Source organism: Burkholderia sp. RF7-non_BP4, assembly GCF_001521935.1.
GTDB lineage: Bacteria > Pseudomonadota > Gammaproteobacteria > Burkholderiales > Burkholderiaceae > Burkholderia > Burkholderia diffusa.
Genome location: NZ_LOTA01000048.1, coordinates 130,770 through 144,049 on the forward strand (window position 1 = coordinate 130,770; position 13,280 = coordinate 144,049).

The 13,280-nt window shown below is 67.8% G+C and carries 16 protein-coding genes; 12 read left to right on the top strand and 4 right to left on the bottom strand.

Annotation, left to right across the window (positions count from 1 at the left end):
• Positions 1-138: 138 nt before the first annotated feature.
• The 3 genes from WS49_RS35680 to WS49_RS18075 form a co-directional block, all read right to left on the bottom strand.
• On the bottom strand, positions 139-297 hold the full coding sequence (locus WS49_RS35680; protein ID WP_179949172.1) for a hypothetical protein: 159 nt from the start codon (positions 295-297) through the stop codon (positions 139-141).
• Positions 298-536: 239 nt separating this feature from the next.
• The gene (locus tag WS49_RS18070) at positions 537-2,066 is read right to left on the bottom strand and encodes an efflux transporter outer membrane subunit (protein ID WP_059531309.1); all 1,530 of its coding nucleotides are present in this window, start codon (positions 2,064-2,066) and stop codon (positions 537-539) included.
• 275 nt (positions 2,067-2,341) lie between these two features.
• On the bottom strand, positions 2,342-2,626 hold the full coding sequence (locus WS49_RS18075; protein ID WP_082725537.1) for a multidrug ABC transporter ATPase: 285 nt from the start codon (positions 2,624-2,626) through the stop codon (positions 2,342-2,344).
• A gap of 176 nt (positions 2,627-2,802) precedes the next feature.
• Between WS49_RS18075 and WS49_RS18080 the strand changes: the two genes are divergently transcribed.
• Both WS49_RS18080 and WS49_RS18085 read left to right on the top strand, forming a co-directional pair.
• Entirely contained in the window at positions 2,803-3,291 is a 489-nt protein-coding gene (locus WS49_RS18080; RefSeq protein WP_059531315.1) for a MarR family winged helix-turn-helix transcriptional regulator, read from the top strand.
• 174 nt (positions 3,292-3,465) lie between these two features.
• Entirely contained in the window at positions 3,466-5,028 is a 1,563-nt protein-coding gene (locus tag WS49_RS18085) for a DHA2 family efflux MFS transporter permease subunit (RefSeq protein ID WP_059531318.1), read from the top strand.
• A gap of 57 nt (positions 5,029-5,085) precedes the next feature.
• Here the strand turns inward: WS49_RS18085 and WS49_RS18090 are convergent, their stop codons facing one another.
• Positions 5,086-6,012: a LysR family transcriptional regulator gene (locus WS49_RS18090; protein ID WP_059531322.1), complete on the bottom strand. Its 927-nt coding sequence runs from the start codon at positions 6,010-6,012 to the stop codon at positions 5,086-5,088.
• Positions 6,013-6,152: 140 nt separating this feature from the next.
• On the opposite strand from WS49_RS18090, the gene WS49_RS18095 reads away from it, so the two are divergent.
• The 10 genes from WS49_RS18095 (at position 6,153) to WS49_RS18140 (ending at position 13,198) form a co-directional block, all read left to right on the top strand.
• Entirely contained in the window at positions 6,153-6,629 is a 477-nt protein-coding gene (locus tag WS49_RS18095; protein WP_059531325.1) for a CidA/LrgA family protein, read from the top strand.
• 13 nt (positions 6,630-6,642) lie between these two features.
• Entirely contained in the window at positions 6,643-7,365 is a 723-nt protein-coding gene (locus WS49_RS18100) for an LrgB family protein (RefSeq protein WP_059531328.1), read from the top strand.
• Between the two features lie 179 nt (positions 7,366-7,544).
• Positions 7,545-8,081: a flagellar basal body-associated protein FliL gene (gene fliL, locus WS49_RS18105; protein WP_059531331.1), complete on the top strand. Its 537-nt coding sequence runs from the start codon at positions 7,545-7,547 to the stop codon at positions 8,079-8,081.
• Positions 8,082-8,103: 22 nt separating this feature from the next.
• Entirely contained in the window at positions 8,104-9,102 is a 999-nt protein-coding gene (fliM, locus tag WS49_RS18110) for a flagellar motor switch protein FliM (RefSeq protein ID WP_059531334.1), read from the top strand.
• Positions 9,095-9,586 (top strand): flagellar motor switch protein FliN, encoded by a 492-nt coding sequence (fliN, locus tag WS49_RS18115; RefSeq protein WP_059531336.1) that lies wholly within the window; start codon positions 9,095-9,097, stop codon positions 9,584-9,586. Before fliM ends, fliN begins: the two co-directional genes overlap by 8 nt.
• Positions 9,583-10,152, top strand: coding sequence for a flagellar biosynthetic protein FliO (gene fliO, locus WS49_RS18120; RefSeq protein WP_059531340.1), 570 nt, complete (start codon positions 9,583-9,585; stop codon positions 10,150-10,152). The genes fliN and fliO overlap by 4 nt, the downstream gene beginning before the upstream one ends.
• Before the next feature lie 36 nt (positions 10,153-10,188).
• Positions 10,189-10,950, top strand: a complete 762-nt coding sequence (fliP, locus tag WS49_RS18125; protein WP_059465943.1) for a flagellar type III secretion system pore protein FliP — start codon at positions 10,189-10,191, stop codon at positions 10,948-10,950.
• Between the two features lie 16 nt (positions 10,951-10,966).
• A complete protein-coding gene (gene fliQ, locus WS49_RS18130; protein WP_006750427.1) occupies positions 10,967-11,239 on the top strand; it encodes a flagellar biosynthesis protein FliQ in 273 nt (90 codons plus the stop codon).
• Positions 11,240-11,267: 28 nt separating this feature from the next.
• The gene (gene fliR, locus WS49_RS18135; RefSeq protein ID WP_059531343.1) at positions 11,268-12,050 is read left to right on the top strand and encodes a flagellar biosynthetic protein FliR; all 783 of its coding nucleotides are present in this window, start codon (positions 11,268-11,270) and stop codon (positions 12,048-12,050) included.
• 143 nt (positions 12,051-12,193) lie between these two features.
• On the top strand, positions 12,194-13,198 hold the full coding sequence (locus tag WS49_RS18140; protein ID WP_059531428.1) for an ABC transporter substrate-binding protein: 1,005 nt from the start codon (positions 12,194-12,196) through the stop codon (positions 13,196-13,198).
• Positions 13,199-13,280 lie beyond the last annotated feature (82 nt).

Genomic DNA, 13,280 nt, shown 5'->3' on the forward strand with positions numbered 1-13,280 from the left:
CAAACAAATGTGATCGGCTGGAATGATTTTCACGGAAGTCACTGCCGGCCGGGTTGCAATACGTCGATCCCTCCATCGATTCAGATATCGATGGCGCGGACAATGAAACGAAGGGCCGGCAAAACCGGCCCATGTAACTTACTTGTCGCCCGTCGGCGTTTTCAGAACCCAATAGCGCTCGCCGTTCGGTGTAGGTGGCATGATATTGCCGATACCGATGGAGCGAGTGTCATTCGGATTTCCGACGGGATACCACGTACCACCCTGCGGGCATTTTTCTCCGATATTTGCAGTCATTTCAATCGTTTCCTTGTTAATGGTGAATTCGCATCATGGTGTTGATGCAATGAATTCGTGGGCTGAGCCATTAATAAGTTCGCGAATTTTATTTTGAGATAATTGCAAGATGACGAAAATCAAGTTTTATAATTTTTGTCGAATTCGATTATCCTTTTTAGGAAGTGACCGAAAGATGCCGTTTTCGCCGTCCTTTTGGTAAGCGATATGGCATGCAGCCGTTCAATCGAGCGTGATATTCATTTCTGCGCGACCGACGCGCTGCTCGCCGGCACCGGCACCGGCACCGGCGCCGCCACGTCGCCCGTTTCGCGCGCCATGTCCGATGCATCCCAGCCGCCGCCGAGCGCCTTCACGAGTCCGACCGACGACACCATCCGCTGCCCGCCGATCGTCGCGAGCTTTTGCTGTGCGGTGAACGCGGTGGTCTGCGCGGTCAGCACGTTCAGGTAGGCGACCGTGCCGGCCTTGTACTGGTTCGTGACGATCGCGAGCGCGTGCTCGGCGCTGTCGACGGCCTGCCGCTGCACGTCGACTTCCTGCGCGAGGATGCGCTGCGACGCGAGGTTGTCCTCGACGTCCTGGAACGCGGTGAGCACCGCGAGGCGGTACGCGGCGACATCCTGATCGTAAGTCGCGCGCGCGGCATCGGTCTGCGCGGCGCGCAGGCCGGCGTCGAACAACGTCGCCGCGAGCTGCGGGCCGACCGTCCAGAACCGCGCGGGGAGCGTGAACAGCTGCGACCACACCGAGCTCTGGAAACCGCCGGTGGCCGACAGCGTGAGCGTCGGGAAGAACGCGGCAATCGCGACGCCGATCTGCTCGTTCGCGGCCGCCGCGCGGCGCTCGGCCGCCGCGATGTCGGGCCGGCGCTCGAGCAGCGCGGACGGCACGTCGACCGGCGTGATCGGCGGTTCCGCCGCGAGCGGATTCGGCGGCAGCGAGAACGTCGAGGCCGGTTCGCCGATCAGCGTCGCGATCGCGTGCTCGTACTGCGCGCGCGCGACGCCGTTGTCGATCGCCGCGGCCTGCGCGCTCTGCAGCTGCGTCTGCGCCTGGATCACGTCCGCGCGCGCGGCGACGCCCTGCGCATACTGGTTCTGCGTGAGCTTCAGCGATTCGCCGTACGACTTCACGGTGTCGTCGAGCAGCTTCTGCAGCGCATCGGACGTGCGCAGCTGGAAGTAGGTCTGCGCGAGCAGCGCCTGCTGCGACAGCCGCGCGTTCGCGAGATCGGCCGCGGCGGCCGCCTCGCCGGCGCGCTGCGCGCTGACGCTGCGGCTCACCTTGCCCCACAGGTCGGGCTCCCAGCTCGCATCGAGACCGACGCTGTAGCTGTTGCCGATCGACGAGCTGCTGCCGAAACCCGACGTGCTCGACGTCGACGCGCGCCCCGTGCGGGAGCGCGAGCCCGACGCGGTCAGCCCGACGGTCGGGAAGTACGCGGCACGCGCTTCGGCGACGAGCGCGCGGGCTTGCCGGTACGCGGCGGCCGATTGCGCGATGGTCTGGTTCGATGCGTTGAGCTTGCCGATCAGCGCGTCGAGCTGCGGATCGTTGTAGACGGTCCACCACGGGCCGCGGTCGGCCCGGTCGGCGGGCTGCGCGACCTTCCAGCCGGCCGGCGCTTCCTTGAAGGCGGCGGGGATCGACGTGTCGGGCCGGTGATAGTCGGGCCCGACGGCGCAGCCGGCGAGCAGCACGGCCGTCGCAACGGCGACGACGGCGCTCAGCGGGCGAAGGGCGCGCGGGAGGGGGGCGTACGGCATCGTGGTATTCCTGTCTGGGCGCGATGGCCGGCGAGCGGCGTCGCGCGATGCGGTCGTTGTGCCGCTGGCGGACAAATGGTAACTGACGGCGGGAAAGCTGCGCAGCCCTAAGGGTACGGTGCGCGGCGGCACGAATGTGTTACCGGCGCGGACGGCCGGTTTACCGGTCATTACGGATCGCTTGCGCGCGGAGCGGGCAACGAATGCGACGCGGACGGCGCCGGGCCGCGGGGATGCGGCCGGCGTTCAGTCTGGATGGCGGGGGTGGTGCGGTGTCAGTGGCAGTGCACGGGCACCGGGACGGGCTCGGCGGCGGACCGCCATGTCGACGGCTCCGTTGCCGCCGGCTGGCTCGTGCGGCGGGCGGTGTGCTTCGCGTTGCGCTGCCGGCGGTGATCGAACCATGCGAACCCGAGCGCCGCGAGCGATCCGCCCGGTACCACCAGCATCGTCACGTACAGCGCGATCTTCCAGCCGCGGTGCGGCCCGGAGAACACATGATGAGCGGTATCGGTCAGGTTGCGGCGCAGCGCGCCGGCGGCATTTTTCAGGAACAGCATCGCGAACATCCTCGGGGTGCCCGGCAGCGCGGGCGAAGCGGTCAGAACATCGTCTCCGGCAGTGCAACATGCACGTCGTAACTGGTTGCCTGAAATAATATTGACTAAGCAATTAATTTTCAAGATACTGGGCGCGTTTTGACCTGAAACGCACTATTGCTGCGCGCGCAATTCGCATGAACGGCGGCCTCTACGATCCCGACACCATCGCACTGGAAACGAGCCTCGGTTATTACCTGACCAAGGCCCGGCAGGCGCTCGTCGAGCGAATGGACCGCGCGCTCGAGCCGTACGACCTCACCGCGCAGCAGATCGGCGTGATCCTGCTGTTGTCGCGCGGCTATGCGCGCACGCCGTTCGAGCTGTCGCGCAAGATGTCGTACGATAGCGGCTCGATGACCCGGATGCTCGACCGTCTCGAGCGCAAGGGCCTGATCGCACGCTCGCGCAGCGAACAGGACCGCCGGGTGATCGAGCTGACGCTGACCGAACGCGGCGCCGAAGCGGCCCGCGCGCTGCCGTCGCTGATCGCGACCGCGCTGAACGCGCAGCTCGCCGGCTTCTCGGCCGACGAGCTCGCGCTGCTCACCGGCCTGCTGCAGCGGTTCATCGCCAACGGGCCCGGCGACACCGGCTGCCCGAAGCCCGACGAACCGGATTGTTGAGCACGGAGGCCCGATGTCTAGGTTAAGCAGTCGCTTATTTCTCTGTCTGGGCAGAAGATGACAAGGCACGTGCTCCGTCTCTCCCCTCACCCGTTCCAACCAGCCGGGCCGCGCGATATCGTGCGCCCGTGCGCCGTGCCGGCGCGTCGCGCGCGCCGCGTCTAGGAGATTCCGATGTCCGCCACCACGGCATCCGCCGCGCCCCGTCCCGCCGAACCCGCGCCGCTGACCGGCGGCGCGCTCGCGCTCCTCACCGTCGGGCTCGCGCTCGGCACCTTCATGGAAGTGCTCGACACGTCGATCGCGAACGTCGCGGTGCCGACCATCTCGGGCAGCCTCGGCGTCGCGACGAGCGAAGGCACGTGGGTGATCTCGTCGTATTCGGTCGCGTCCGCGATCGCGGTGCCGCTGACCGGCTGGCTCGCGCGGCGGGTCGGCGAAGTGCGCCTGTTCACGCTGTCGGTGCTTGCGTTCACGATCGCGTCGGCGCTGTGCGGCCTCGCGGAGAACTTCGAGACGCTGATCGCGTTCCGGCTGCTGCAGGGCCTCGTGTCGGGGCCGATGGTGCCGCTGTCGCAGACGATCCTGATGCGCAGCTATCCGCCCGCGAAGCGCGGGCTCGCGCTCGGGCTATGGGCGATGACGGTGATCGTCGCGCCGATCTTCGGCCCGTTGCTGGGCGGCTGGATCAGCGACAACTACACGTGGCCGTGGATCTTCTACATCAACCTGCCGATCGGGATCTTTTCGGCGGCCTGCGCGTACTTCCTGCTGCGCGGCCGCGAAACGAAGACGACCAGGCAGCGGATCGACGCGGTCGGCCTTGCGCTGCTCGTGATCGGGGTGTCGTGCCTGCAGATGATGCTCGACCTCGGCAAGGATCGCGACTGGTTCAACTCGACCTTCATCGTCGCGCTCGCGCTGATCGCGGTCGTGTCGCTGGCGTTCATGCTCGTGTGGGAGGCGACCGAGAAGGAACCGGTGGTCGATCTGTCGCTGTTCAAGGACCGCAACTTCGCGCTCGGCGCGATGATCATCTCGTTCGGCTTCATGGCGTTCTTCGGCTCGGTCGTGATCTTCCCGCTGTGGCTGCAGACGGTGATGGGCTACACGGCCGGCAAGGCCGGCCTCGCGACCGCGCCGGTCGGGCTGCTCGCGCTCGTGTTGTCGCCGCTGATCGGCCGCAACATGCACCGGCTCGACTTGCGGATGGTCGCGAGCTTCGCGTTCGTCGTGTTCGCCGGCGTGTCGATCTGGAACTCGACGTTCACGCTCGACGTGCCGTTCAACCACGTGATCCTGCCGCGGCTCGTGCAGGGGATCGGCGTCGCGTGCTTCTTCGTGCCGATGACGACGATCACGCTGTCGAGCATCTCCGACGAGCGGCTCGCGAGCGCGTCGGGGCTGTCGAACTTCCTGCGCACGCTGTCCGGCGCGATCGGCACCGCGGCCAGCTCGACGTTCTGGGAGAACGACGCGATCTACCACCACGCGCGGCTGTCGGAATCGGTGAGCGTCTACGCGCAGAGCACGACCGACTACCAGGGCGCGCTCGCGCAGCTCGGCATCGTCGGGCAGACGGCCAACGCGCAGCTCAACCAGCTCGTCACGCAGCAAGGCTTCATGATGGCGACCAACGACTTCTTTCACCTGTCGGCGGGCGTGTTCATCGCGCTCGCGGCGCTCGTGTGGATCACGAAGCCGAAGAAGGGCGCGGGGCCGGCGATGGGGCACTGAACGCGCGGCGGGCCGCGCCGGCGCCGGCCCGCTCCGCTTCCATCCCGGCGGTGGGTCTCACTCCCGCGCCAGCAATCCGCCGAACGCCAGATCGTCGCCCGACGCGATCGGCAGCGTCGCCCGCGCGACCTCGAGCCATGCACGCGCCGCGTGCGACAGGTAACCCTTCTTCAGCCAGCCGAGCGCGATCGCCCACGTGATTTCCGGCTCGACGATCGGCCGGCACGTGAACTGCCGCGCGTCGAGCCGCCGGCAGTACGGCTCCGGCAACAGCGCGATGCCGACGCCCGCGTGCACGAGGGCCGCCATGAAATCCCAGTGTCCGCTGCGGCTCACGATCGACGGCGTGAAGCCGGCCTGCCGGCACGCGTCGAGCACCGCATCGTGCAGCGCGAGGCTCTCCGCGTAGAACACGAACGACTCGCGCGCGAGATCGGCGAGCGGCACGGCCTTGTGGTCCTCCCAGCGCGACTCGCGCGGCGCGACGAGCCACAGCGGCGCGCGCACCATCGGCAACCGCTCGAACGTGGCGGGATCGACCGGCTCCAGCAGCCCGCCGAGCTCGAGCTCGCCCGACATCAGCGCGGCCTCGATCATCCGCGCGCCCTGCTCGAACAGCTTCAGCTCGATGTTCGGATAGCGCTGCTTGTACGCGGCGATGATCGGCGTGAACAGCGACCCGCCGAGCGGCGGAATGCCGATCGTCAGCTCGCCGCGCCCGAGCGTGCCGAGATCCTTCAGCTCCGACTGCAGCTGCGCCTGCGCGGCGAGCACGTCCTGGCCGCGCTGGAACACGATCCGCCCCGCGTCGGTCAGCACCATCTGCCGGCCGTCACGCAGCAGCAGCGGCGAGCCGATTTCGTCCTCGAGCGCCTTCACCATCTTGCTGATGGTCGGCTGCGTGACGAACAGCCGGTCGGCGGCCGCCGTGAAACTCTGCTGACGGACCACCTCGACGAAGTACCGCAGCGCGCGCAATTCCATCGATCACTCCCCAGGTTGGTGCAGCGAACACAAACTGAATTCCGAATTGGAATGATAAGGATAGAGACAAGTCATTTTATTTATGGTTAGGGGAAACCCTATACTCACACCATCGACGAAACATCTGTATGGAGCCCGCCATGACCCAGCCGACTGCCACTGCCGCCGCCCGCCCCGCCGCTTCGGGCAACGTTGCGCGTACGGGCCGGATCGTGCTTCAGGCCACCGCGCTCGGCGTGCTGTGGATGGCCGTCGACTGGACGGTACGCGCGGTCGGGCTGCCGGTGCCGTCCGGCGTGATCGGCCTCGCGGTGCTGCTCGCGCTACTGTTTTCGGGCCGCGTCGCGCCCGCGTGGGTCAAGGACGGCGCGAACTGGCTGCTGTCCGACATGCTGCTGTTCTTCGTGCCGGCCGCCGTCGCGGCCGTCCAGTATGGCGGGCTGTTCCGCGAGGACGGCTGGCGCATCGCGCTGGTCATGCTCGCCGGCACCGCCTTCGTGATGGTCGCGGTGGCGGTGGCGGTCGACCTCGCCGCGAAGCTCGAACGCCGGCTCGCCGCGCAGCGCGTGTTCGCCGAGCGCCGCCGCGCGCGCCTCGCCACCGTGTCCGCCCACTGAGCCGGAGCCTGGAATGCCTGCGCTGCTGTCGAACCTGTCCGCCGACCAGGTGAATACCGCGATTTCCGTCGGCTGCTTCGTGCTGACGGTCGTCCTGTATTTTGTGTCGAAGCGGCTTTACGCGTACAGGAAGACGCTGCTGTTCTCGCCGCTCGTGTTCGTGCCCGGCGTGCTGGTGCTGCTGGTCCTGCTGACCGGCATCCCGTATTCGGTCTATTTCCGCGACACGCGCTGGCTGATGTGGCTGCTCGGCCCGGCGACGATCGCGTTCGCGGTGCCGATCTACGAGTACCGCGACCTGATCCGCCGCCACTGGCTGTCGCTGTCGGTCGGCGTCGCGGTCGGGATCGGCGCGGGCGTGTGCGGGTCGCTGCTGCTCGCGAAGCTGCTGCACCTGTCGCCCGAGCTGCAACGCTCGCTGATGACGCGCTCGGTCTCGACCCCGTTCGCGCTGGCCGTATCCGACAAGATCCATGCCCCGAAGGACCTCACCGCCCTCTTCGTGATCGCGACCGGCATCTGCGGGATGCTGCTCGGCGAAATCGTGCTGGCGCTGGTGCCGATGCGCACGCGGCTCGCGCGCGGCGCGCTGTTCGGCGCCGCCGCCCACGGCGTGGGCACCGCGAAGGCGCGCGAGATCGGCAGCGAGGAAGGCGTCGTGTCGAGCCTCACGATGATGATCGCTGGCGTCGCGATGGTGCTGATCGCGCCGCTCTTGTCGCTGTTGCCGATCTGACACCGCGCGGGTGGGCGCCGCCGCCAGCCCGCTCCGCCGCGCAGCCCCGGCGCCCGCCGGCCGCGCCTCGCCCCGCCGTTCCCGCCCTGCATCGAGCCGACACCCGCCCGACAATCGGCTGAGATAGCCGCAATTCCCCCCTCTTTTCCGCCCATCGGGCTCGGCCCGGATGCCGAACAATGCATGCTACGAGACATCACGCACGCATTCACATGGCCTCCACGACTGCAAACCCGACCGCCGACAAGCCGGCTTCGTCCGGCAAGTTCAAGCGCATCGCGCTCATCGCCGTCATCGCGCTGGGCGCGGCCGCCGCCGCCGCGGGCGGCATGTACGTGTTCCTGAGCAAGGCAGGCGTCGGCCATGCGAGCGCGCCCGCCGAACCCGCGCCGCTTGCCGCGCCGGTGTTCTTCCCGCTCGACCCATTGACCGTCAACCTGCAGTCGGACGACGGCGTGCAGCACTACCTGCGCGTCGGCCTGTCGCTGAAGCTCACCGACCCGAAGGCGCAGGAGCAGCTGACCGCGCGCATGCCGGAGATCCGCAGCCGGATCCTGCTCGCGCTGTCGAACAAGCATCCCGAGGATCTCGCGACGCCGGACGGCAAGCGTTCGCTCGCGACGGAACTGCGGGAGCTGATCGAACAGCCGACGCAGCCGGGCAACCAGCGCGCGAAGGTCGACGACGTGCTGTTCACCGAATTCGTCGTCCAATAACGCGGCCGGACAAGGAGCGCGCATGGGCCACCAGGAGTTCATGTCCCAGGAGGAGGTCGACGCCCTCCTCAAGGGCGTCACGGGCGAAACCGATTCAGTCGACGAGCAGCGCGACACGTCGGGCGTCCGCCCCTACAACATCGCGACGCAGGAGCGGATCGTCCGCGGCCGGATGCCCGGCCTCGAGATCATCAACGACCGCTTCGCGCGCCTCTTGCGGATCGGCATCTTCAACTTCATGCGGCGCACGGCGGAAATCTCCGTGAGCCAGGTGAAGGTGCAGAAGTACAGCGAGTTCACCCGCAACCTGCCGATCCCGACGAACCTGAACCTGGTGCACGTGAAGCCGCTGCGCGGCACGTCGCTGTTCGTGTTCGACCCGAACCTCGTGTTCTTCGTCGTCGACAACCTGTTCGGCGGCGACGGGCGCTTTCACACGCGCGTCGAGGGCCGCGACTTCACGGCCACCGAGCAGCGGATCATCGGCAAGCTGCTGAACCTGGTGTTCGAGCACTACACGACCGCGTGGAAGAGCGTGCGGCCGCTGCAGTTCGAATTCGTGCGCTCGGAGATGCATACGCAGTTCGCGAACGTCGCGACGCCGAACGAGATCGTGATCGTCACGCAGTTCTCGATCGAGTTCGGGCCGACGGGCGGCACGCTGCACATCTGCATGCCGTACTCGATGGTCGAGCCGATCCGCGACGTGCTCGCGTCGCCGATCCAGGGCGAGGCGCTCGAGGTCGACCGCCGCTGGGTGCGCGTGCTGTCGCAGCAGGTGCAGTCGGCCGAGGTCGAGCTGAGCGCGAATCTCGCCGAGATCCCGTCGACCTTCGAGAAGATCCTGAACCTGCGTGCGGGCGACGTGCTGCCGCTGGAGATCGAGGACACGATCACCGCGAAGGTCGACGGCGTGCCGGTGATGGAATGCGGCTACGGCATTTTCAATGGTCAATATGCGTTGCGCGTGCAGAAGATGATCAGCGCGGGCGACACGATGAAGGAAGGTGGATATGAGTGAGCTGAACCCGACGCCCGAACTCGACCCGCAGGCGCTCGCCGACGCGGCGCTCGCGGAATCGGCCGCGGCCGTGCCGGCGGCCCCCGCCGCGGCGGAAGAAGAGTCGAGCCTGGACGACTGGGCCGCCGCGCTGGCCGAGCAGAACCAGCAGCCGGTGCAGGCGGGCGCGACCGGTGCCGGCGTGTTCCAGCCGCTGTCGAAGGCCGCCGCCAGCTCGACGCACAACGACATCGAGATGATTCTCGACATCCCGGTCAAGATGACCGTGGAACTCGGCCGCACGAAGATCGCGATCCGCAATTTGCTGCAGCTCGCGCAGGGTTCGGTCGTCGAACTCGACGGCCTCGCCGGCGAGCCGATGGACGTGCTCGTGAACGGCTGCCTGATCGCGCAGGGCGAGGTCGTGGTCGTCAACGACAAGTTCGGCATCCGGCTGACCGACATCATCACGCCGGCCGAACGCATCCGGAAGCTGAATCGGTGAACGTCGTGAAGTCCGGCCGCGGCGCGCGCCTTTTGCCGAGCGTGGCGACGCTGGCCATCGCCGCGTCGTTCGTATGCGCGCCGGCCGGCGCCGCCGACATGAACGCGGTGAACAACGCCGGCGCCATCGCGTCGAGCGTGACGGTCGGCTCGGCCGTGCCGTCGCTCGGCGTCGGCGCGGTGCTGCAGACGCTCGTCGGGCTCGCGGTCGTGATCGGCCTCGTGTTCGGCTGCGCGTGGCTCGCGCGCCGCTTCGGGTTCCAGCCCGCGCGGCGCGGCGGCCCGCTGAAGGTCGTGTCGAGCGTCGGGCTCGGCGCGAAGGAAAGCGCGACGATCGTCGAGATCGGCGATACCTGGCTCGTGCTCGGCGTCGCGCCGGGCAACGTGCGGCTGCTGCATACGCTGCCGGCCGGCTCGGCGGCGGTCACGACGGCGCCGGCTTCGGCCGACGCCCCCGCCGGCGTCGCATCGGACGAACGCGGCCAGCCCGGCACGTTCGGCGCGCGGTTTCGCGATGCGCTCGCGGGCGAAGCCGCGAAGCGCTTCGGGCGCGGCAAGGACCGCTGACATGGCGTCGCGCCCTCTTTCCGTATTCGCATCTCGATGAAACACGAATTCCTGCGTCACGCGGCGCGCTTCGCGCCCGTGCTGATCCTCGGCCTCGCCCCCGCGCTCGCATGCGCGCAGGCGGCCGGCCTGCCCGCGTTCAACACGAGCCCGGGCCCGAACGGCGGCACCACCTATTCGCTGAGCGTGCAGACGATGCTGCTGCTCACGATGCTGTCGTTTCTGCCGGCGATGCTGCTGATGATGACGAGCTTCACGCGCATCATCATCGTGCTGTCGCTGCTGCGCCAGGCGCTCGGCACCGCGACGACGCCGCCGAACCAGGTGCTGGTCGGCCTCGCGATGTTCCTCACCTTCTTCGTGATGTCGCCGGTGCTCGACCGCGCGTACGCCGACGGCTACAAGCCGTTCTCCGACGGCGCGATGCCGATGGAGCAGGCCGTGCAGCGCGGCGTCGCGCCGTTCAAGAGCTTCATGCTGAAGCAGACTCGCGAGACCGATCTCGCGCTGTTCGCGAAGATTTCGAAAGCCGCGCCGATGCAGGGCCCGGAAGACGTGCCGCTGTCGCTGCTGGTCCCCGCGTTCGTCACGAGCGAGCTGAAGACCGGTTTCCAGATCGGCTTCACGATCTTCATCCCGTTCCTGATCATCGACATGGTCGTCGCGAGCGTGCTGATGTCGATGGGGATGATGATGGTGTCGCCGTCCACCGTGTCGCTGCCGTTCAAGCTGATGCTGTTCGTGCTCGTCGACGGCTGGCAGCTGCTGATCGGCTCGCTCGCGCAGAGCTTCACGTAAGCGGAGGAAGCGCGCGATGACGCCCGAACAAGTGATGACGCTGGCGCACCAGGCGATGATGGTCGGCTTGCTGCTGGCCGCCCCGCTGCTGCTGGTCGCGCTCGCGGTCGGCCTTGTCGTGAGCCTGTTCCAGGCCGCGACGCAGATCAACGAATCGACGCTGTCGTTCATCCCGAAGCTGCTCGCGGTGGCCGCGACGCTCGTGATCGCCGGCCCGTGGATGCTGACGACGATGCTCGACTACCTGCGGCAGACGCTGCTGCACGTCGCGACGCTCGGCGCCGGCTGAGCGGCACGCCAGGCTCCGTACCGCCGCGATGTTCTCGGTCACCTACGCGCAGCTCAACGGCTGGCTGACGGCTTTCCTGTGGCCGTTCGTGCGGATGCTCGCGCTCATCGCGACGGCGCCCGTGATCGGCCACGCGGCCGTGCCCGTGCGCGTGAAGATCGGCATCGCCGCGTTCATGGCGCTGGTCGTCGCGCCGACGCTCGGCGCGATGCCGGCCGTCACCGTGTTCTCGGCGCAGGGCATCTGGATCGTCGTCACGCAGTTTCTGATCGGCGTGGCGATGGGCTTCACGATGCAGATCGTGTTCGCGGCCGTCGAGGCGGCCGGCGACTTCATCGGCCTGTCGATGGGGCTCGGTTTCGCGACCTTCTTCGACCCGCATTCGAACGGCGCGACGCCGGCGATGGGCCGTTTCCTGAACGCGATCGCGATGCTCGCGTTCCTTGCCGTGGACGGCCACCTGCAGGTATTCGCGGCGCTGGCCGCGTCGTTCCAGTCGCTGCCGGTGTCGGCCGACCTGCTGCACGCGCCCGGCTGGCGCACGCTCGCCGCGTTCGGCGCGACCGTGTTCGAGATGGGGCTGCTGCTCGCGCTGCCGGTGGTCGCGGCGCTGCTGATCGCGAACCTCGCGCTCGGGATCCTGAACCGCGCGGCGCCGCAGATCGGCATCTTCCAGATCGGCTTTCCGGTGACGATGCTGGTCGGGCTGTTGCTCGTGCAACTGATGATCCCGAACCTCGTGCCGTTCGTGGCGCACCTGTTCGACATGGGGCTGGATGCGATGGGGCGGGTGCTGGTGGGGTGGCGGTAGGCCGCTTGAGCCCCCGATTGCTGGAAAACCCCTAAAGGAATCGCCGGACCGCGAAAGGTAGCGGAAGGTTTCGCCTCCCTATACTCGTCAGGACGATGCAGCAAGCATCGCGCCAAACGAATACAACGAAGGAGACGACCCCGATGCGACCCATCCTGCGCACCCTCGCCGTTGCAGCCAGCCTGAGCTGCGCGCTCGCCGCTCACCCCGCCTTCGCCGACGACGGCGGCAAGGTCACGATCATGGTCGGCGGGATCGCCAAGCTGATCTACCTGCCCGCGCGGCTCACGCAGGAGCTCGGCTACTTCAAGGCGGAAGGGCTCGACGTCGAACTGCTGTCGCAGCCGGCCGGCGTCGATGCCGAGAACGAGCTGCTGGCGGGCGCCGTGCAGGGCGTCGTCGGCTTCTACGACCATACGATCGACCTGCAGAGCAAAGGCAAGGAAGTGAAGGCGATCGCCGTGTTCGGCCAGGTGCCGGGCGAGGTCGAGATGGTGTCGACCAAGGCCGCCCCCACCTTCAAGTCGATGGCCGACGCGAAAGGCAAGACGCTCGGCGTGACGGGCCTCGGCTCGTCGACGAGCTTCCTCACGCAATACCTCGCGCTGCAGCACGGCGTGCCGTCGACGCAGTACACGATGCTGCCGGTCGGCGCCGACGCGAGCTTCATCGCCGCGATCAAGCAGGGCCGCATCGACGCCGGGATGACGACCGAGCCGACGGTGTCCGCGCTCGAGAAGATGGGCGACGCGAAGGTGCTGGTCGACCTGCGCACGCTGGAAGGCACGCGCGCCGCGCTCGGCGGCACCTATCCGGCCGCGAGCCTGTACGTGCAGTCGGCGTGGGCCGATTCGCACAAGGCCGAAGCGACCAAGCTCGCGCACGCGTTCGCGAAGACGATGCAGTTCATCCACACGCACAGCGCGGAGGAAATCGCCGCGAAGATGCCGGCCGACTATCAGAAGGACAAGGCGCTGTATGTGTCCGCGCTGAAGGCGTCGCTGCCGATGTACACGGCCGACGCGAAGATGCCGGCCGACGGCCCGGCAACCGTGCTGAAGGTGCTGTCGGCGTTCAACCCGTCGGTGAAGGGCAAGCACATCGACCTGGCGCGCACCTACACCAACGATTTCGTGAACGCGAAGTAATCGAGAGCGATACAGGCGCCGGCGGCGGCGATCCCGCCGCCGCGCGTTCCCCGTTCCGGCCCGGTTGACCGGCCCGGCGTCG